The 21143-nt window shown below is 51.2% G+C and carries 11 protein-coding genes and 1 pseudogene; 3 read left to right on the top strand and 9 right to left on the bottom strand.

What is annotated here, in order from left to right; genetic code table 11:
• Window positions 1-17: 17 nt before the first annotated feature.
• Together B5F78_RS07925 and B5F78_RS07920 are read left to right on the top strand one after the other, a co-directional pair.
• Window positions 18-3116, top strand: a complete 3099-nt coding sequence (locus B5F78_RS07925; protein ID WP_022038868.1) for an efflux RND transporter permease subunit — start codon at window positions 18-20, stop codon at window positions 3114-3116.
• Window positions 3117-3299: 183 nt separating this feature from the next.
• A complete protein-coding gene (locus tag B5F78_RS07920) occupies window positions 3300-4469 on the top strand; it encodes a TolC family protein (RefSeq protein ID WP_087406444.1) in 1170 nt (389 codons plus the stop codon).
• A 120-nt stretch (window positions 4470-4589) separates the two neighbouring features.
• On the opposite strand, the gene B5F78_RS07915 is transcribed toward B5F78_RS07920, so the two are convergent.
• The 9 genes and pseudogenes from B5F78_RS07915 to B5F78_RS07880 all read right to left on the bottom strand — a co-directional run bounded on the left by B5F78_RS07915 (window position 4590) and on the right by B5F78_RS07880 (window position 19547).
• Entirely contained in the window at window positions 4590-6245 is a 1656-nt protein-coding gene (locus tag B5F78_RS07915) for a hypothetical protein (protein WP_087406443.1), read from the bottom strand.
• A 524-nt stretch (window positions 6246-6769) separates the two neighbouring features.
• Window positions 6770-7717, bottom strand: a complete 948-nt coding sequence (locus tag B5F78_RS07910; protein ID WP_087406442.1) for a hypothetical protein — start codon at window positions 7715-7717, stop codon at window positions 6770-6772.
• Between the two features lie 77 nt (window positions 7718-7794).
• A complete protein-coding gene (locus tag B5F78_RS07905) occupies window positions 7795-9666 on the bottom strand; it encodes a peptidase U32 family protein (protein ID WP_087406441.1) in 1872 nt (623 codons plus the stop codon).
• Window positions 9653-10576 carry a homoserine O-acetyltransferase MetA gene (gene metA, locus B5F78_RS07900; protein ID WP_013617319.1) on the bottom strand — a complete coding sequence of 308 codons (924 nt, stop codon included), beginning with the start codon at window positions 10574-10576 and terminating at the stop codon, window positions 9653-9655. Before metA ends, B5F78_RS07905 begins: the two co-directional genes overlap by 14 nt.
• Window positions 10577-10755: 179 nt before the next feature.
• A complete protein-coding gene (locus tag B5F78_RS07895) occupies window positions 10756-13122 on the bottom strand; it encodes a TonB-dependent receptor (protein WP_087406440.1) in 2367 nt (788 codons plus the stop codon).
• A 322-nt stretch (window positions 13123-13444) separates the two neighbouring features.
• The gene (locus tag B5F78_RS17590; protein WP_239473421.1) at window positions 13445-13771 is read right to left on the bottom strand and encodes a GNAT family N-acetyltransferase; all 327 of its coding nucleotides are present in this window, start codon (window positions 13769-13771) and stop codon (window positions 13445-13447) included.
• A gap of 138 nt (window positions 13772-13909) precedes the next feature.
• Window positions 13910-14446 (bottom strand): annotated as a pseudogene (locus tag B5F78_RS17585) (GNAT family N-acetyltransferase); the annotation flags it as partial.
• A 310-nt stretch (window positions 14447-14756) separates the two neighbouring features.
• Entirely contained in the window at window positions 14757-18314 is a 3558-nt protein-coding gene (gene nifJ, locus B5F78_RS07885; RefSeq protein WP_087406439.1) for a pyruvate:ferredoxin (flavodoxin) oxidoreductase, read from the bottom strand.
• A 54-nt stretch (window positions 18315-18368) separates the two neighbouring features.
• Window positions 18369-19547: an ATP-binding protein gene (locus B5F78_RS07880; RefSeq protein ID WP_022039072.1), complete on the bottom strand. Its 1179-nt coding sequence runs from the start codon at window positions 19545-19547 to the stop codon at window positions 18369-18371.
• Window positions 19548-19722: 175 nt separating this feature from the next.
• On the opposite strand from B5F78_RS07880, the gene B5F78_RS07875 reads away from it, so the two are divergent.
• A complete protein-coding gene (locus tag B5F78_RS07875; RefSeq protein WP_087406438.1) occupies window positions 19723-20904 on the top strand; it encodes a hypothetical protein in 1182 nt (393 codons plus the stop codon).
• Window positions 20905-21143: the final 239 nt, after the last annotated feature.

The raw sequence follows: 21143 nt of genomic DNA, 5'->3' as shown, positions 1-21143 counted from the left end.
ACATAACAAATTTTTTTATGCTGAACAAAATCATTCATTTTTCATTGCAGAACCGCTTGCTGGTGCTGGTGGCATCGGTGCTTCTGCTCATAGGAGGAACCTACACCGCTTTCCATACCGAGGTGGATGTGTTCCCCGACCTGAACGCGCCCACGGTGGTGGTGATGACCGAAGCCGGGGGAATGGCGGCGGAAGAAGTGGAACAACTCGTCACCTTCCCCATCGAGACCGCGGTCAACGGTGCTACGGGTGTACGCCGGGTGCGCTCTTCTTCTACCACCGGTTTCTCGGTGGTATGGGTAGAGTTCGACTGGGATACCGATATCTACCTTGCCCGCCAGATTGTATCCGAAAAACTTGCTACGGTGGGCGAGAGCCTGCCTGAGAATGTGGGCAATCCTACACTGGGTCCCCAGTCGTCCATTCTGGGTGAACTGCTGATTGTAGGGCTTACCGCCGATAGCACTTCGATGCTCGACCTGCGTACGCTTGCCGACTGGACCATCCGCCCGCGCCTGCTCTCTACCGGAGGCGTGGCACAGGTGGCGGTATTGGGAGGCGATATCAAAGAATACCAGATTCTGCTTCATCCCGAGCGGATGAAACACTACGGCGTTACGCTGGGCGAGGTGATGGAAGTGACCCGCGGGATGAACCAGAATACCAACGGAGGTGTCATTTATGAATATGGCAACGAGTATATTGTGCGCGGAGTGGTGTCTACCGAAGATGTACAGGAAATGGCACGTGCGGTGATTAAGACCGCAGGAGGTGTTCCCATTGTGCTGGAAGATGTGGCGGATGTGCGCATCGGTGCCCAGCAGCCCAAGCTGGGACTGGCATCGGAGAAAGGGAAACCTGCCGTACTGATTACCGTGACCAAGCAACCCAATACGGGTACCATCGAACTGACCGAAAAGCTGGAAGCCGCCCTGAAAGACCTGCAGAAGAACCTTCCGCCCGATGTGCGTGTGTCCACCGATACGTTCCGCCAGTCGCGCTTTATCGAAAGTTCCATCAGCAACGTGCAGCATTCGCTCTACGAAGGGGCGATATTCGTAGTTATCGTGCTCTTCCTTTTCCTTGCCAATGTGCGCACCACGGTGATTTCGCTCGTCACGCTTCCCTTGTCTTTGGTGGTAGCTGTTTTGGTGTTGCATTACATGGGGCTGAGCATCAACACCATGAGTCTGGGCGGTATGGCGATAGCCATCGGTTCGCTGGTAGACGATGCTATTGTAGACGTGGAGAATGTATGGAAGCATTTGCGCCAGAACCGGATGCTCCCGGCAGGCGAACGCCGCCCGGTGCGCGAAGTGGTTTTCAATGCCTCGCGCGAGGTGCGTATGCCCATTCTCAACTCTACGTTGATTATCATTGTGAGCTTCGTTCCCCTGTTCTTCCTGAGTGGCATGGAGGGGCGGATGCTGGTGCCGTTGGGCATCGCTTTCATCGTAGCCTTGTTTGCTTCTACGGTGGTGGCACTTACCCTTACGCCGGTACTTTGCAGTTATTTGCTGGGAGGCGGAAAGAAGGAAGGATTGCCTCGCGAAGCTTTCCTTGCCGTGTGGCTCCGTACGTATTACGCACGGGCACTGGAGTGGGCATTGGCTCACAAGCGGAGCGTACTGACGGGTACCGTTGCTCTTTTTGTGGTGGCACTGGGCTTGTTCTTTACTCTGGGACACAGCTTTCTGCCCTCGTTCAACGAAGGTTCGTTCACCATCAATGTCAGTTCCTTGCCGGGTATTTCGTTGGAAGAGTCCGACAAGATAGGGCGGCAGGCAGAGGAAATCCTGCTTTCCATTCCCGAAATACAGACCGTGGCACGCAAGACGGGGCGTGCCGAGCTGGACGAACATGCGCTGGGCGTAAATGTGTCCGAGCTGGAAGCTCCCTTCGAACTGAAAGACCGCTCGCACCGGGAATTGCTCGACGAGGTACGCCGCAAGCTTTCGGTCATTACCGGAGCCAACATCGAGATAGGCCAGCCCATCAGCCACCGCATCGATGCCATGCTGAGCGGCACGCAGGCGAGCATCGCCATCAAGCTCTTCGGGGATGACCTGAACCGTATGTTCGCTTTGGGAAATCAGATTAAGGATGCCGTGAAAGACGTAGAGGGCATTGCCGACCTGAACGTGGAGCAACAGATTGAGCGTCCGGAGCTGAAAATCGTCCCCCGGCGTGAAATGTTGGCGAAGTACGGCATCTCGCTGGCACAGTTCAATGAGTTTGTCACGGTGAATATGGCGGGCGAGACCGTGTCGCAAGTGTACGATAACGGCAAGGCATTCAACCTTGTGGTGCGTGCCAGCGAAGACAACCGTGGCTCTATCGAACGCATCCGTGACCTGATGATAGACGATGCCGAAGGACGGAAAGTGCCCTTAAGCTATGTGGCGGATGTGGTGTCGTCAATGGGTCCCAACACCATCAACCGGGAGAACGTGAAACGTAAAATCGTTATCTCCGCCAATACCAGCGGGCGCGACCTGCGTAGTGTGGTAGACGATATCCGCAAGCGGGTAGACGATGAAATCCGCCTGCCCGAAGGGTATCATATCGAGTATGGCGGGCAGTTCGAAAGCGAGCAAGCCGCCAGCCGCACCTTGCTGCTTGCTTCGTTGATGAGCATTGTGGTGATATTCCTGCTGCTCTATGTCCAGTTCAAGAACGGGGTGCAGAGTGCCATTATCCTGCTCAACCTGCCGCTGGCATTGATAGGAGGTGTGTTTGTGCTGCTTTGCACCACGGGCGAGCTGAGTATCCCGGCCATCATCGGGTTCATCTCGCTCTTCGGCATTGCCACCCGCAACGGTATGTTGCTTATCAGCCATTACAACTTGTTGCGCGAAGAGCAGGGCATGGGCTTGCGCGAGTGCATTGTCCACGGCTCGCTGGACCGCTTGAATCCGATTCTGATGACCGCCTTGTCATCGGCATTGGCATTGATTCCGCTTGCCTTGCGCGGCGATTTGCCGGGCAACGAGATACAGAGTCCGATGGCGAAAGTCATCTTGGGAGGCTTGCTCACATCGACTTTCCTCAATGCCTTCATCGTCCCCATCGTGTACGAACTGATGCACCGGAAAGAAATGAAGAATGAAAAATGAAAGGTTGAAACGCAGATTCACACAGATTGACGCAGATTATTTTATTTACAATTTTTCGATTGACAAAGTACGATTTAGGGCAAAATAGTAAATTGTAAATAATCCAATAGTCAATAAAAATAATTTGTGGAAATCTGCGTGAATCTGCGTTTCAAAAACATCAATCCATAAGAAATAAATCAAATGAAATACATCACATTAGCCATAGCCTGCCTTGCGATAGCGCCGATGCAGGCACAAACCATAGACGAAGTGCTCCGGCAGGTGGAGCAGAACAACAAGGAGCTTCAGGCACAACGGCAAAGCACGCTCGCCTCGAAACTCGAAGTGCAGGCGGAAAACAACCTCGAAGACCCTTCGGTGGAATACAGCCCGTTCTACACCCGGGGCATCACCGGCATGTCCAGCTCCGAACTGGTCGTGACACAAGGCTTCGATTTCCCTACGCTTTACGGTGCACGCCGCCAGTCGGGCAAGTGGAAGCAGGCGGCTCTCGACCGCAGGCAACAGGCGGCACGCCGCGATATCCTGCTCAGTGCCAAGAACCTTTGCCTCGACCTGATAATGCTCAACCAGCAACACGCCTTGCTGGAGGAGCGGGCGAAGAATGCCGGCGAGCTGCTTGCCCTCTTCGAAAAACGCCTGGAAGAAGGCGATGCGGGCATCCTCGAAGTGAACAAAATCAAAATGGAACGGATGAGCGTGCAGACCGAAGTGGCGCAAAACAATGCCGCCCACCGCACCGCGCTCCAGCAGTTGCTGGCAATGAACGGAAACATGCCCTTGGAATTTACAGCAGACACCTATCCCCACGTGGAGGAACTGAAAGACTGCAATGCCTTTTACGATGAGGTGATGGCTACCGATGCCGGTTTATTGGCGGCAGATGCCGATGTGCGTGCCGCCGAGAAGGAGCTGAAGGTGAACCGCCAGAGCTGGTTGCCCAAAATAGAGGTCGGCTACAGGCGCAACACGTCGCTTGACGAGAAAAGCAACGGTTTCCTGATAGGTGGAAGCCTGCCCTTGTTTTCCAACCGGAAAAAAGGGAAAATAGCCCGCTTGCAAGTGGAGAGTACCCGCCTGGCGCTGGACAATGCCCGCCTGCAAGCGGCGGCAGACGTGCATGCCCGTTTCAACGAAATGCAGCAGTTGCGCGAGGCGATGCAGGCGTACGATGTCGTCCTGATGCACCGCACCCTGGCTTTGCTCAACGAAGCCGTAAAGGCGGGCCAGCTCTCCATCATCGAATTTTATACCGAGGCAGACAACATCTACCGCAACCTTCAGGCATACATCGAGCTGGAGAACCGGTACCAGAAGCTGATGGCGGAGATTTATAAGAACAGGCTTTGAGAATGAAGAATCTTTTTTGAATGAAGAATGAAGAATTAAGAATGAAGAAACAATGTTCGGCGTAAGCCAATTCCATGCGGGCGAAGCGATTCTTCATTCTTCATTCTTCATTCTTAATTTCTACGCCTTGAACTTCAGTTTTTGATAATTGTTATTTGTAACAATTGTAACGTAACGGCGGAATACCCATTGCCTCAGCATGCTGCTGGTGCCCTTCTCGCTCATGCCTGCTGTCCGGCGCGCACGTACCGCATCGGCAAGCGTAAACTCATCGGGAAGCAGCTCCAGCAGGTTGCGCCTGCCCGGACGGTGCCTGCCGTACAGTGGGCGCTTGTCTTCGTCCATCGCTTCCTTTATCGCTTCCCCGAAAAACTCCAGCTTGCACCACATGTCGTAGTGGAACGACCAGCGCACGAAGTCTTCTATCGACTTTTCCCATTTCTCCCCGTTCGCCACGTAGAGCACGCATGCCTTCAAGTAGGCTATCACGTTGGCGCGGAACGAAAGGTTCTCGTACACACGGTCTTGCGAGAGCACGGCCCATTCCGCGTTTTCGGCGCTCATCTCCTGGGCGAGCTTGTACGCCTGCGGGCAATCAATCAGTCCTGTGGCACGGTTCAGGTTCTCGATGTACGGGTGAAGCTCCTCGTCGAAAGCCGCGTCATACTTGCCATACACCGGCATGTCCGCCCCGATTTCGCGTTCGGGAATGGTGCAGAAGTTGATGCGCGAGATAGGTCCGTCGGTCAGTACCCGTGCGAAGTATTTCTTCCCTTTCTGGATGGTGGTCGAAGCGTTCCAGTTGAAACGGATGGTGACCTTTTCCGTCACGGCTTGTGCGCTGGCGCGCGTCTGCCCGTAGCGGTTTCCGGGGTCGAACGCAAGGCACATGATTTGGAACTGCTGGCGTCCCCTTACCGACCCTTTCAGGGCATCGAACTGGTCTATCTCGTTCATTTTCGTGTAGAGGAAATGCCCCTCCGCCTCGGCGGTGCGCATCACGAATGCCGGATTGGTCATGTCTGCATCAATCTCCTGGATGATAAGCCCTTCGGGGCGCTGGCGTTTGTCCTTGTTCGCTCCTTTCGAGTTCACCTCTTCCTTCCATTCGCGCTCTCTGCGCAGGTTCACCTCATCCCTGCGCCGGATGTCTGCCATGATGCGGTTTATCGGCTCCGAAATGCAGTCTTTTCCGGCACCCGTCCCCGCCATGAGCACGTTCATAAGGGTCGCCTCATGCTCCACATTGTCAATATACTTGAAGCGCACTTGATGCAAATGGGTTGCCAACGAAGGGAATACCGCATGCGCCACGGCAGGCCTGTACACTTCGGGCGTGCGGCTCACAAGAAGGCGGATAAGCTTGGGAAGACGTTTGGGCATCGGAGGCACTGTAGGGGCGTATTGCATACGCCCGGAAACATCCGCACACACATCCTCATTGGTGCCCTCGTTGGCGCATTCGGGCGTATGCGATACGCCCCTACAAGCCTCTTGCATCAGCTTCGGCACCGAATACCATTTCGCCGAGCACGCCGAATGAATCAGCCCCTTCATTTCCTTTTCCGGAAGCCCGTAACGCGGCATAATCTGCAAAAGGGTTTCTTCGTTGTTGTCCGTGATGTAGCGCAGGTGCGAAGCCAGGCGGTGCAGCTTGTCGTTGCGTTCTCCTTCTACAGGTTCGCCTCCGGCGAGCGAAAACCAGCGGTTGATAATGTCAGAATAGGGGATGCCCTTGAAACTCAGCGGGCAAGGTGTGATTGATTGGTCGGTCATAGCTATTACATTTAAAGTTTTATAATGCAAAGATATGCATTTTTTGTGAATAATCGGCAGAATAAAAAACGGTATGTGTAAAAATCTGTTAATAAAAAATAGATATTTTGTGTTTTCTATTGAAAATCAAATAGTTGCAGTGATAAAAATCTTCTCTTTTATGCAAGGAATCTTATAGGTGCTGTCTGTACTACCCGTTACAATTGTTACAATTACAGTTAATTGAAATCGCTTTTTCAATCCCGTTGTCCGGAAGAGAGAAAAATCATTTAGAATATTATATTATATATATTATATAATAATATATATAATATAAATTTTTAATTCACTTTTTTCTTCGTCTAAAAAGTCATTTCAAATTACTGTAATTGTAACAATTGTAACGCCATAGCCTCTCTCTTTTCACCCGTAAGGCAATTATATTGCATAATTCATTGATATATATGCAAAGCTTCCTGCAAGCGTATGCATATGCCTGTGCATATAATAATGTGAACCTGTGTAATCTGCGGTGAAAATATTCATCACTCGTTCAGCGCGCCGCAATGGGGGCAGATGCCCTTGGTACGCAGCTTGGCACCGCATGCGCCGCATACGTAGGGGTAGCGTTCTGGCTTGCACAGCCAGCGGATGCAGCCGGCGGCATACGCCACGAGGCATACATAGGCGATATAAACATTGACGTAGGTGAAAAACACATAGATGAAGATGCAGCATGATACCAGCCCCACGAGGTAGAAGAACGCTACTTCTGCTTTGGTCTGGTGAAAAAGGTCGTCGAGCATCGCCACACCCACCAGCAATGCTAGGGCAACGCACACGATGAAAAAACCGAGAATAAAGGGCACATCAAAGGGGTTGAGCGTGGGGGCATAATAGTAGCATTCCCACGTCTCGGGCACGAAGTGCTGGATGCTGTTGTAGGTAGTGGCGGCTATTGCCATCAGCAAGGACAAGAGGATGGGGAAGCCGCTATCGATGTCGTTCAGCCAGATGAGCTTGATTTGCTTGCGCCGCACCGCCCGGTAGACGAACCACAGGAAAAACACCGCCAGTACAAGGAAGAAAGGCAGGGTGTGGGCGTTGCTGAAGAAATGGATGAAGCGCGAGATAGGGTCGACCGGCACGATATTGTCCAGCAGGCGGTGTTCCTGAATCCACCCGATGGTCTCCTGGTCGCGTGCCACTTTCACCCACACCGAGTCGACGGAATCTTGCGGATGTACATCAAACTCCGCCACCACCACTTCATCGCCCCGGAGCAGCGGTACCGTATCCATAAACGGAAGCACATGCAGCCATAGTGTGTCTGCCTCTATCTGAAAATTACTGTTCAGGGCATACATCCGCGAATAGAAACGGACGGAGTCGCCTCCCTCTGCTGCGGAAGAAGGCACCAAAGGCTGATAGCGGCAAGCCGTAGCAAGCACCAGCAGCAACAGGAACGGTACGAAATACTTACTCTTCAACATTTTTCACCACAGATTACACAGATTATAAAGTTCATTAGCAAATAAGTTCATCATCGGATTACACAGAAAAAATCTATTTATTCAATCTGTGTAATCTGTGGTGAAAAAACTTTCATCTGGCACGCCTTGCAATCGAATTCCAGCCGGAAACGCTTGCCGTCGCTGCTCACCAGGTAATAAGGCTCGCGGTAGGGCGAACGCTTTTTCTGATACACCGGACACCAGCCCAGGCTATATCGGATGCAATGCTTGCAAAACATCAGCGCCACTCCTGCCGGCGCTTCCCGCTCGAAAGCAGGAGCTATCTGCTCTACACCGTGGCGGCGGTAGAAAGCCTCGGCAAGCGTATTCATCACATTGCCGCGATAATCCAACTCTTTTTCGGGATAAGGATGCGCGGTCTGCTCCCATTGCCTGCGCTCTTGCGGATAGGTGATACGGCGTGCCTGAAGCAGGAGTTCCACCGCCCGGCGGCGCAAGTCCGAAAGTCCGGATGCGGGGATAAACCAGTCTTCGGCAAAACCGATGGCAATCTCACGGGCTTCGAAAGGCGTGGTGCCCAACTTGCCCAGCTGTACCTTCAGGTTCTCGGCTTGCGGTGTGCGTGCCCGTTCTTTTTCCCGTTCCAGCACCACGCTCACCCTTGTCCCGTCTTCATCGGAAAGGTCGAGGGTGAAGCCGGAAGGATTTGCTTCCAGACGCATGTCCACCGCTATCTTCCTTATGGCGGACTTCTTCTGCATCACGCGCTCGAACTCTTGGTCGAAATTGCGGTACAGCATTGTTTTCGGACGTATGCCGCGAGGCATTTCCAACGGGAACAGCTTATTGCCTTCCACACGGTTTACCCGGAAACCGTGCAACTTGCCTTGTCCGTCGAGGTAACACAATCCGTCTCCATTGGCGAAGGACTTCACGCCCGCCACGGTCAGGCAGTTGCCCCGTACTTCTTTCACCGTGCCTACCTCTTCGCCCAACGATTTCGGAGTATTCAGATTGAAGATGCTCGGATTGCGTCCGTGGGCGAAATAGTCGGTAAACCCGCGGCTGAAACTCTTGTCCAATTGGGGACGGAAAGCCAGATGCACCGTGCCCGATGATGCCCGCATGTATTCTTTCCGGTGGCGGAAAATGGCATCCAGTTGCTGGCGGTAATATGCCGTGACGTTTTTCACATACGACACGTCTTTCAGCCTTCCTTCTATCTTGAGCGATGAAGCCCCCGCATCGAGCAGAGCTTCGAGGTTCGCACTTTGGTTCATATCCTTGAGCGAGAGCAGGTGCCTGTCGTTTACGATGGTCTTCCCGTCGGCATCCACAAGGTCGAATCCCAGGCGGCAAAACTGGGCGCATTCGCCGCGGTTGGCGCTCCGCCCATAACACGCCTGACTGACGTAACACTGCCCGCTATAACTCACGCACAACGCCCCGTGGACGAAGACCTCGAGCAACGTGCTGGGGCACTGGCGGTGGATACGGCCGATTTCGTCAAGGCTCAACTCACGGGCGAGCACCACCTGGCGGAATCCGGCTTCGGCAAGAAACTGCACCTTCTCCGGCGTGCGGTTGTCCATCTGCGTGCTGGCATGCAGGGGGATGGGCGGCAGGTCCAGTTGTGTGATGCCCATATCCTGTACGATAAGCGCATCCACCCCGATGCGGTACAAGTCCCATATCATCGCCTCGGTGGCTTTCAGTTCGTCTTCTTTCAGGATGGTATTCACCGTAACGTAAATGCGCACACGGTACAGATGGGCATAACGCACCAGTGCCGCGATGTCGTCCAACGAGTTTCCGGCAGCAGCACGTGCTCCGAAACGGGGTGCCCCGATATACACGGCATCCGCTCCGTGGTTGATGGCTTCGATTCCACACTCCAGGTTCTTGGCAGGAGCCAGCAGTTCGATAGCCCTCACCGGGGGGACGGAAAGGGGGTTACTTGATTTCATTGATATCATACGGTGTTTCCTGATATACATAATAGTTCAGCCAGTTGGAGAACAAGAGGTTGGCAGTACTGCGCCAGCGCACCAGCGGTCCCTTTTCCGGGTCATCTCCGCGATAATAATTCTTCGGCATATCGATGGGCAAGCCTTTCGCCAAGTCGCGCCGGTATTCGGTATCCAGTGTATAAGGGGCATATTCCGAATGGCCCGTCACATAAAACTCGCGTCCTCCGCGCGCCATCACGATATGTACGCCTGAGTCTTCCGATTCCGAAACAATCTGCAGCTCGGGGCAGCGTTCGATGTCCTTGCGGCGCACTTCCGTATGCCTGCTGTGCGGCACGAAGAACACATCGTCGAACCCGCGGAAGATAGGCAGCTTCCCGAACCCCTCGCACACATGATGCTCGAAGATGCCGAACATCTTTTTCTCCAGCGGATACTTGGGCACCCCATAGAAATGATACAGCCCGGCCTGTGCCGCCCAGCAGATGTAAAGGGTAGAAGTGACGTGCGTACGCGTCCAATTGAATATATCCTGTATCTCGCTCCAGTAGTTCACGTCTTCGAAATCGAGATGCTCCACCGGTGCACCGGTGATAATCATCCCATCGAACTTCTCGTCGCGCATCAGGTCGAAGTCACGGTAAAACGCCTTCATGTGCTCGATGGGCGTGTTCTTCGAGGTATGGCTCTTCAGTTTCATAAAGCTCACCTCTATCTGGAGGGGCGAGTTCGAGAGCAACCGTATCAGGTCGGTCTCGGTAGTAATCTTTATCGGCATCAGGTTGAGGATGACGATTTTCAACGGACGTATGTCTTGTGTACTTGCCCGCGATGTATCGATAACGAAGATATTCTCTTCCTTCAGCAAGTCGATGGCAGGCAATTTATCAGGTAAATTCAGTGGCATAGAAACATTTGTTTTTTTTCAGCCACAAAGATAAGTTTTTTTAATGAAGAATGATGAATGAAGAATGAAGAATTCCATGCGGGCGAAGCGATTCTTCATTCATCATTCATGCTTTGGAAGTCTGTTCCTGATTCGCATTATTGAATAAAAAGCTTTGTGCTATCTGTGGTGAAACCCAATCAGAAGTTACACCGCAGGTCGATGCCTACTTGCAGGGGGCGTCCTTGTTGCTCGAAACCACGGTTCATCGATTCGAAGTAGAACGCCTGGTAACGCTTGTTGAGGGCGTTTGTTATCCAGAGTGCCACCTGCCCGTTCCCTTTGTTGAAGCTGAGGCGCCCGTCCAGTGTGCCGTAGAAGGGCTGGCTGGCATTGTTCTGTTCGGTCCAGTAGATACGCCCTGCCGCACGATAGTTGGCATCTACGGTGATGTTGTCGAGGATGGCGTTCTTTCGCAAGACGAAACGGTATTGCCCGCCGATGTGGAACGTGTGTTTAGGTACGAAGGGCACGTAGCGTCCGTTGTAGTTCTCCGTGTCGCTCACCACATAGTCGGTGAAGGTAGCGTAGGTGTAGCCATAGCTTCCGTTCAGGAGGAAATTATCGGTCAGGCGGGCACGCAACGATGCTTCCGCTCCGATGCTTCGGCTTTTCCCGGCATTAACGGTGATGCGCCCCAATCCTGTTTCGGCGAAGCGCGAAATCTGCTGGTCGCGCGTGTCCATGTAGAAGAAGGCAAGGTCGGTCTGCAGCTTTCCACCTGCCGCGGTGAGGTGTGCGCCCGCCTCGTAGTTCCATGCATATTCGGGCTTGTAGAGGGTGGCATCTGTCACGTCTACGTCCGAAGAGGGGAAGTCGGGAATCATTCCGGCGAAGTTGCCGAACACTTCATCTTGCTTCACGGCATCAATCATCGCGGTGCGCAAGTCGGCTTGTATCAGGTCGGAGAACATCTGGATGTTGTATCCGCCCGAACGGTATCCTCGGCTCACGGTGGCGTAGACGTTGTTTTCGGGGTTCCACGCATATTGCAGGGTGAACTTGGGGAGGAGTTGCAGGTAGTCGGTGTGCTCTTTGCCGGCGAAGCGCACCGATGCCGCCAGCGAGCGGGAGATGGGCTGGGGCAGGAAAGGGGCTGATACGCCGAAGTCGAAGCCCATGTCGCAGCGGGAGTCATAGTCCAGCCAGAGTTTTTCATAGTCCAGCCGTAGTCCTACGGTAAGCGAGAGTCCCTCGGTGAAAAGGTCGTTCAATGTCGACTGGTGGTAGATGGCACCGTTCAGTACAGGTGTCTTGAAGTGTCCGGGCACAAGGAGAGGTCGGGTGGTGACGTTTGCCGAGAGGGTAGGGGCACCTGCGGGGAGTTGTGCCAGTCCGGCATTGATGTTGTCTTCTATCAGGCTGCTGATGCCCTCATCGTGGAAGGTGACGGGTGCGCCGGTGTCCAGCCATTGGTAGAATCCGCTCACGCCGGTGGTCCATTGCCAGCGCGTGCCGGGGTTCGACTTCAGTACGATTTCCTGGCTCAGGGTTTTTGCGTCTTGTTTCTGCACCAGGGTATAGATGTCGGCTTCGGTGAAGTCCTGGTCCAAGGTCATCCGGTCGTGCAGGTACTGGAATCCGGTGACGCTGCTCAGGATGAAGTTCCTTGCGTGGTGTTCGATGCTCAGTCCGCCGTTTGCCAGGTTGCGCCTGTATCCGCTGGGGCGGTTGTACGAGATGGTGCCGATGTATTCGGCGCGGTCTTCCTCTTCGCCGTCGGTGCGTCCGGTATAGGCGTAGGGGTATCCGCCTTGGTTGGTGTACTCGTAATTGGCGGTGAAGTCCAGTTTCAGGTTGGCATTGGGAAGCCAGATGGCACGGATGCGTCCTCCTGCCTCGTCATCGGTGTCGATGCGCTTGCCGTCGAAAGCGTTCTTGAAGAATCCTCCTTTGTGTTCGTAGAAGGTTCCTACCGAGAAGGCGAACTGTTCGGAGATACGGTGGTAGTGCTTCAGCATCACCTTGTAATCGTTGTAGGTGGCGGCACTGAGTTGCACGTCCGTCCCCTGATAGGTGAAGGGCGACTTGGTGAACACACGTATCAGCCCGCCCATCGTGTTGCGCCCGTAAAGCGTGCCCTGCGGCCCGCGCATCACGTCGATGCGTTCGATGTCGGAGTAGTTGAAGTCGAACGCCGACTTGTCGATGAAGGGCACGTTGTCAACATACAACCCTACGGCAGGCGTGTTGATGCGCGACCCGATGCCCCGTACGTAGACCGAGGTGGTGAGCTTCGACCCATAGTCGGGGATGAACAGGTTGGGCACCAACCCAGAGAGCGATTTTACCGATGCGATTTGCCGGCTCCGTATGTCCGCTTGCGAGAGCGAGGTGGCGGAGAGTGCCTGTTGGCGCAGGCGGGTGTTTTCCTTAGGGGTGGCGATGACCACTACCTCTTCGATGTCGATCACTCGTGTGGTGTCGCGCAAGGTGTCGTGTGTTGTGGCGGATGCCGCGGCGGTGGCGGCAAGTGCCAGCGTTGTAAAGATAAGTCTTGTTTTCATATATGTGCTTTGTTTTTTTGAAACGCAGATTTTCGCAGATTAACACAGATTATTTTATTTACAATTTTTCGATTGACAACGTACGGTTTAGGGCAAAATAGTAAATCTAAATAGTCCAATAGTCAATAAAAATAATCCGCGGAAATCTGCGTTAATCTGCGTTTTTTCCAATCGCCTGCAAAGTAACGCCAAATCTCCGACACATGCAATCCTCATAAATGAGGAAATTTTTGTATATGGAATATCGAAAACGATGAATGTACGTTCTATCTCTTTGCCATTTCTGACCACTTATGATGGCAGGTAGGATCCGATAGCATGGTTATACCTTATTAGGATTGAACTTCATGCACAATATTGGGAAAGGGTTTCCTTGGCTGTCGGTTTCATTGCGGCGGAAGACTTCGAAACCGAGGTGGCGGTAAATGTCTGTGGCTTGTGCATTCTGCTCGTTTACGTCGATGTAGAAAGCTTTGTATCGATTGATAGCCAACCGGATGAGCCGTTTCCCGATTCCTTTTCCGATATGTCCGGGAGCAAGGAACAGGGCTTCTATTTTCTGGTCTTGGATGCACATAAAGCCAACAGGTTTGTTGGCGGCAAACGCTATAATCAAGGTATCGATGGTGCGCAATGCTTCTTCGGCCATGGGACGAAGGTTTCGGATGTCTTGTTCGCTCAGAAAGTGATGGGTGGCGCGGACGGATGATTCCCATACCTGCATCAGTTGGCTGATGAGTTCCGTTGGCCGGGCATCTTTGTTTATTTCCCGAATCTGTTGAAGCGCCTTCCACTCTTCTGCCGTAATCCGCATGAAATGTTCCGTGCGTATATCGCCCAAAGGAGATGTGTTGCCGCTCTCCGTGTGATGATAGGTAAGTCCGCATTTCTCCATTACGCGGCGCGATTGGGTATTTCCATCGTAATATCCACACCACACCGCCGACATGCCTAAGTCGGTAAAGCACCGCTGCAATAGGCATCTTACAGCTTCGGGTATCAATCCCTGCCCCCAGTAGGGCACACCTATCCAATAGCCGATTTCAGCTTCATCAGCCTGCATGGCAGCACTGTGCATGCCGTCGCCGAACATAATGCCGGCACTTCCTACTGGTTCATTTGTTTCTTTCAGTACCACGGCGTAGGTCTCGGGAGCAGTAAAGACGGTGCGGATGATTTCCAGGCTGTGTGCTATGGAGGTGTGGGGTGGCCATCCGGCTATAGGTCCGATAGCAGGGTCTTTCGCATACTTGTACAAGGCTTCCGCATCGGCTTCTTGCCAAGGGCGGAGAATAAGTCGGGAGGTTTCTAAAAATGTATTCATAGTTGAGGGAAAATATATTATGCATAAATAAAAATTTGAATTTCCGCATTTCACCCAATTGCCATGTAGGGGCGTATCGCATACGCCCGAATACGTCAACTAATCCACGTGGATGTCTTCAAGGCGTATACGATACGCCCCTACATGGGATGTTTGGTAAAAGTATTGGCTTCTAACTCCCTTTAATTCCCTGAAATAACTCCTTATTGGTGAAATGCGGAATTCATATAAATAAATGTCGCGGGAAGTATGAAAAAACAGCCGGTCCGAATGTTCAGACCGGCTGTTCTTAATATTTGTCAGCGATTGATTATTCAGCTTTTTCTTCGCTCCAGTCCATTGCTGCCATACGTTTGTAAGAATCGTAACGTTTCTTCGCCATCTTTTCGCAAGCTGCGAACAAGTCGGCTGCTTCTGTCGGATATTGTTTCATTACAGAAGCGAAACGTACTTCACCTTTCAGGTAATCCTGGAAGTTAGCCCAGTTCGGTTCTTTCGAGTCGAGCGAGAACGGATTCTTGCCTTCGTCTTCCAAAGCCGGGTTGAAACGCCACAAGTGCCAGTAACCGCATTCTACGGCCTTAGCCTCTTCTGCCTGGCTCTTACCCATACCTGCTTTCAATCCGTGGTTGATACACGGAGCGTATGCGATAACCAATGACGGACCAGGATATGCTTCTGCTTCGCGGATGGCTTTCAATGTCTGAGCCTGGTCGGCACCCATCGCAATCTGAGCTACATATACATAACCGTAAGTAGTGGCAATCAGACCAAGGTCTTTCTTGCGTACACGCTTACCGGAAGCGGCAAACTTGGCGATAGCGCCCAGCGGAGTAGCCTTAGATGACTGACCACCGGTATTCGAGTAAACTTCGGTATCCAATACGAGGATGTTTACGTCTTCGCCCGAAGCGATTACATGGTCGAGACCTCCGTAACCGATATCGTAAGAAGCACCGTCACCGCCGATAATCCATTGAGAACGTTTGATGAGGTAATCTCTGAACTCGTAGATTGTAGCGCAGTTTGCACACTTGTCTTTAGCGGCTTCTACCATCGGGATAATCTTTTCGGCAGCAGCTTTGCTCTTGTCTGCATCGTTGCGTCCGTCAATCCATTCCTGGAATGCTTCCTTGTATTCAGCCGGAGTTTCATCCGAAGCGATAGCTGCCTTCATGGCATCTTCGATACGGTTGCGCAGCTTCTTGTTGGCAAGTTCCATACCCAGACCGAATTCGCAGAAGTCTTCGAACAAAGAGTTTGCCCATGCCGGACCCTGGCCTTTTTCGTTTGTAGTGTACGGAGTAGAAGGAACAGAACCTGAGTAGATTGAAGAACATCCGGTAGCGTTAGAAACCATTTCACGGTCGCCGAACAACTGAGAAATCAGTTTCACATACGGAGTTTCACCACAGCCCGAGCAAGCGCCAGAGAACTCAAAGAGCGGAGTAGCGAACTGAGAGTTCTTCACGTTCGACTTGATGTCTACCAAGTGCTGTTTGCTTGATACGTGTTCTGTGCAGTAAGTCCAGTTGTCTGCTTCTGCCAATTGGCTTTCCAGGTGTTTCATGGTCAGCGCCTTGCCACCCTTCTTCGGATTGCCCGGACAAACATCGGCACAGTTGCCGCAACCCAAGCAGTCGAGTACGTCTACCTGCATGCGGAAGGTCATGCCGTCGAATTGCTTGCCCACAGCCTTCAGGGTAGTGAAGTTTGCACCCTTCTGTTCTTCTGCATCGAGTACGAACGGACGGATAGCAGCGTGAGGACAAACGTATGCACACTTGTTACACTGGATACAGTTTTCAGCATTCCATTCCGGAACGAAAGCAGCCACACCACGTTTTTCGTATTTGGCTGTTCCCTGATACCAAGTACCGTCTTCGATGCCCTTGAATGCAGATACCGGCAACAAGTCGCCGTCTTGTGCATTAATCGGACGAACCACTTCGTTGATGAATGCCGGGTCGTTGTTTGCTGCGGCAGGTTCAACTTCCAGGTTAGCCCAAGCCGGGTCAACGGTCAGTTGTTTGTATTCACCGCCACGGTCAACGGCTGCATAGTTCTTGTTGACAACGTCTTCACCCTTCTTGCCGTAAGACTTCACGATGAATTTCTTCATCTGTTCTACCGCCAAGTCTACAGGGATAACGCCTGTGATGCGGAAGAATGCAGACTGCAGGATGGTATTGGTACGGTTGCCCAAACCGATTTCCTGTGCAATCTGGGTAGCGTTGATATAGTAAACGGTGATGTTGTTTTCAGCAAAGTATTTCTTTACCTTGTTCGGCAGGTTCTTAGCCAGTTCATCGCCTTCCCAGATGGTGTTCAGCAGGAACGTACCGTTCTTGCGCAGACCACGGGTCACATCGTACATGTGCAGGTAAGCCTGAACGTGGCAAGCCACGAAGTTCGGGGTAGTTACCAGATAGGTAGAGTGAATCGGGTGGTCGCCGAAACGCAAGTGAGAGCAGGTGAAACCTCCCGACTTCTTCGAGTCGTAAGAGAAGTAAGCCTGGCAATACTTGTCGGTATTGTCACCGATGATTTTTACAGAGTTCTTGTTGGCACCTACCGTACCGTCTGCACCCAAACCGTAGAATTTAGCTTCGAATACGCCTTCTGCACCGAGAGCGATTTCTTCTTTCTGAGGCAGAGAAGTAAAGGTAACGTCATCCACAATACCGATAGTGAAGTGGTCTTTCGGCATCGGAAGTTCCAGATTTTCGTATACTGACAAGATTTGAGCCGGGGTAGTGTCTTTTGAACCCAGGCCATAGCGTCCGCCTACGATAAGCGGGGTATTTTCTTGTCCGTAGAATACGTCCTTGATGTCCAGATACAACGGTTCGCCGTTTGAACCCGGTTCTTTGGTACGGTCGAGCACTGCGATACGTTTCACCGTCTTAGGCATCTTTGCCAGGAAGTGTTTAGCCGAGAACGGACGATACAAGTGAACGGCAATCATACCTACCTTCTTGCCTTGAGCGGTCAGGTAGTCGATTGCTTCACGGGTAGCTTCTGTTACCGAACCCATAGCGATGATGATGTTTTCCGCATCTTCCGCACCATAGTAATCGAACAGACCGTAGTTGCGTCCCGTAATCTTGTTGATTTCGTTCATGTATTCTTCTACGATAGCCGGAACTGCTTCATAGTAAGGATTGCATGATTCTCTGTGTTGGAAGAAGTGGTCGGGGTTTTCAGCCATACCGCGTGCAACCGGTTTGTTCGGGGTCAGTGCGCGTTCACGGAACTCTGCCAAAGCTTTCTGGTCGATAAGCGGAGCGAGGTCTTCGTTATCCAGCTTTTCGATTTTCTGGATTTCGTGAGAGGTACGGAAGCCATCGAAGAAGTTCACGAACGGAACGCGAGACTTGATGGTAGCCAAGTGAGCCACACCTGCCAAGTCCATAACTTCCTGTACAGAACCTTCGCACAACATCGCGAAACCGGTCTGGCGGGTAGACATTACATCTTGGTGGTCGCCGAAGATACACAATGCGTGAGAAGCCAGCGTACGTGCCGATACATGGAATACGCAAGGAAGCAATTCACCTGCGATTTTGTACATGTTCGGAATCATCAGCAACAGACCCTGAGATGCAGTATAAGTAGTAGTCAATGCACCAGCCTGAAGCGAGCCGTGTACTGCACCGGCAGCACCGCCTTCAGATTGCATTTCCTGTACCAAAACAGTTTCGCCGAAGATGTTTTTACGACCTGCGGCAGCCCATTCGTCTACGTGCTCAGCCATGGTAGACGACGGAGTGATGGGGTAGATGGCAGCTACTTCCGTAAACATATACGAAATGTGAGCAGCAGCTTCATTACCATCACATGTGATAAATTTTTTTTGTTTAGTCATACAATTACTAATTATATTGTTAGGTAAATATATCGTTTCTTTTCTCTTTGTTGTCTAATACAGGAAACCGAACAACCACAGCGGAATCTGGTTGCCGTGTCCCAGTTCAGTCCTGTGCATGGCATAATAAACTCCAGGGTTGCTTTTTATCTTGTAGCCTTCTCCGCAGATACGGAAGTTCAAATTGCCGTCTACCAGAAAAGAAGTGCCTTTTTCTCCTTTGTTCACCTTGTGGTCTTTCCACAATGAGTTGACAAAGAAAGTCTCCAGCACGTCTTGTTCCTCCACCTTTACCGGATAGATGCTGTACATCAGGTTAGTGTTGTGCATCATGATTTTAGCCGGTTTTTTCGGGAAGACTTCTCCCTTCGGATATACCATGTTTATCAGCCGTGCGTCGGCAAGGTATTTGATGTAATTCATTACCGTAGCACGTGACGTCTGTATATCGGAAGCAAGCTGGCTGATGTTGGGCGCAACCGGTCCGTCTACCGCCAACAAATATAATAATTTTTTTATTCTTGAGAGATATTTCAGTTCAATTTGTTTGATAAGAAGAATATCCACTTCTATCATCATGTTCATGGTCTTCAGCAAATTCTCTGAAAAGTTACGTTTTTCAAGGAAGAATGGATAAAACCCATGGTGGATATAGTCTTGAAAATAATTGAGCGGATTGATGTGCGGAAGGATGGTTTTCGCAATATGTTCGTGTCCTGTCAGGATTTCGTCCAGAGTGTATGCAGAAAAGTGGTTACCCGTCTGCAAGTTCAGAAATTCACGGAATGAAAAGCCACGCAGGTTATACGATTGTACGATGCCGTTCAGTTCGGGGTTTTCTTCTTTCAGGCGCATTACAGAAGAGCCTGTAAATACGATCTTCAAGTTTGGGTAGCGCTCATAACACGTGCGCAGGTCGTGGCTCCATTGCGGAAGTTTGAACACTTGGTCAATGAGAAGCACTTTGCCGCCACGCTTCACAAACTCACCTGCAAAATTAACCAGACTGTATTGTGAAAAATAGAAATTGTTCATGTTTACAAACAGACACGAACGGTCATAGCCGAATTTTTCCTTCGCATATTGTAGTAGGAATGTGGTTTTCCCTACCCCGCGTGTGCCTTTGATGCCGATAAGGCGGGCGTTCCAGTCTATTTCGTCCATCAAGTCGCGTCGCACGGGGGCGTTGGTATGCTCAACCAGGTAATTATGTGTTCTGTAGAATGCTTCCATGAATTTCGATTTCTTCGGTGCAAATATACTAATAGTTCATTAATTTGCAAACTGGGGTTATCAAAATAATTAATTTTTTCATGTAACTTTGTGTATTATTTACCGTAGAGGGCACAGAAATACACGGAGGTTCTTTGTAATGTCTTGGGTTCTCTGTAAAGAATCGGATTAGGTCATGAAGAAAACGGTTTTTTTATTCAATCCGGAGAATGATATGGCACTTGCCAATTTTACTCCTTATTATAAGGTGCCAGCCGAAATACAGCGTATGGCTGCCGATTTGTCGGTGCTTCCTGCCTGGTATGCTCCTGCAGGCAGTATAGTAAAACTTCCTTCTATCGGACGAATGCCTCATTGGGAAGAAGATGGTAATGGGGGGATGTTTTTTCCAGAAGTGGAATGGACGGCTGCATATCCTTCTGTAGCTTGGTCGCCTTGGGGCTGGAGCCCGGCATTGGTGCATACATTGAGGCAGGAGGAAGTAGACGAAGCGTATCTTCCTTCCGTCGGAATCTTGGCAGATATACGTGCCTTGTCGGGCAGGACAAGTGCTGTCCGAATCTTGCAGAGTTTTGCTGGTATGAAAGGAATATGTGGAGAGGCGTGTGCCTGTTTCACGTTGGAAGAGGTGCGTACGATAGTGGCAGGCTGGGGAAGATGTGTCTTGAAAGCTCCATGGTCGGGGAGTGGACGCGGATTGGCTTTTGTTTCCAACGAAACTTGGACAGCTTCAGTAGAAGGTTGGACTGCCCGTATCCTTCGTACACAAGGGGCGGTTATGGCAGAACCTATATATAATAAGGTGTGTGATTTCGCTATGGAGTTCCGTGCTGATGAGGATGGAAAGGTGTCGTTTGCCGGTTATTCGTTGTTCGAGACCGATGCTTTCGGCAATTACAAAGGCAATCTGCTGGCTTCTGATGGGACGATAGAGCATTGGCTTGAAGCATACATTTCACTTGAGACTTTATACGAAGTGCGGCAGCATCTGCTTGCAGTCTTGCCCCAATGGTTGGGTAGACGATATACTGGCTATTTAGGTATCGACATGATGGTTTGTCATGAAAAGGACTATATGCTCCATCCGTGTGTCGAAATCAACTTGCGGATGAATATGGGCGTACTTTCACGCCTTTTATTCGACCGTTATGTATGTCCCACCGCCTGTGGACGTTTCGTTATCGAGCATTATCCTGCTTCGGGCGAAGCCTTGAGGTTTCACATATATATGCAAGATGCATATCCTGTCAGGTTGGTTGGGGGAAGGTTGGAAAGTGGTTATGTATCACTTACTCCCGTAGGCGAAGACACACGTTATCAGGCATACGTCCTGTTCCCTATTACCGAAATCGTATAGTCGGTCAGATATGAAATGCATCCAATTCTGACATACTCTCTGTGTTACAGGCAATATGCTTAAAATAAAATTAGAATCCGGTTGATTTTTAGAAACTGTTTTGGAATTTATTGTGCGATGATTTGGGATGACTAAGAAGCTGTTTTGAATTTATCGTGCGATGATTTGGGATGAGTTTTTGAGGCATTTTCGCTTCTGTGATGAGGAAGATAGCGGGCTATCTGACGAAGAACAGGAGC

It is taken from the genome of Bacteroides sp. An279, assembly GCF_002159615.1.
GTDB classification, from domain to species: domain Bacteria; phylum Bacteroidota; class Bacteroidia; order Bacteroidales; family Bacteroidaceae; genus Phocaeicola; species Phocaeicola intestinalis.
Note: the sequence above shows the minus strand (reverse complement) of the source record. Positions and strands in the feature narration are given on the sequence as shown.

Bases quoted from the DNA above. Each gene is read 5' to 3' on its own strand.
- B5F78_RS07925 (WP_022038868.1), top strand. From the start codon at position 18: ATGCTGAACAAAATCATTCATTTTTCATTGCAGAACCGCTTGCTGGTG.
- B5F78_RS07920 (WP_087406444.1), top strand. From the start codon at position 3,300: ATGAAATACATCACATTAGCCATAGCCTGCCTTGCGATAGCGCCGATG.
- B5F78_RS07915 (WP_087406443.1), bottom strand. From the start codon at position 6,245: ATGACCGACCAATCAATCACACCTTGCCCGCTGAGTTTCAAGGGCATC.
- B5F78_RS07910 (WP_087406442.1), bottom strand. From the start codon at position 7,717: ATGTTGAAGAGTAAGTATTTCGTACCGTTCCTGTTGCTGCTGGTGCTT.
- B5F78_RS07905 (WP_087406441.1), bottom strand. From the start codon at position 9,666: ATGAAATCAAGTAACCCCCTTTCCGTCCCCCCGGTGAGGGCTATCGAA.
- metA (WP_013617319.1), bottom strand. From the start codon at position 10,576: ATGCCACTGAATTTACCTGATAAATTGCCTGCCATCGACTTGCTGAAG.
- B5F78_RS07895 (WP_087406440.1), bottom strand. From the start codon at position 13,122: ATGAAAACAAGACTTATCTTTACAACGCTGGCACTTGCCGCCACCGCC.
- B5F78_RS17590 (WP_239473421.1), bottom strand. From the start codon at position 13,771: ATGGCCGAAGAAGCATTGCGCACCATCGATACCTTGATTATAGCGTTT.
- nifJ (WP_087406439.1), bottom strand. From the start codon at position 18,314: ATGACTAAACAAAAAAAATTTATCACATGTGATGGTAATGAAGCTGCT.
- B5F78_RS07880 (WP_022039072.1), bottom strand. From the start codon at position 19,547: ATGGAAGCATTCTACAGAACACATAATTACCTGGTTGAGCATACCAAC.
- B5F78_RS07875 (WP_087406438.1), top strand. From the start codon at position 19,723: ATGAAGAAAACGGTTTTTTTATTCAATCCGGAGAATGATATGGCACTT.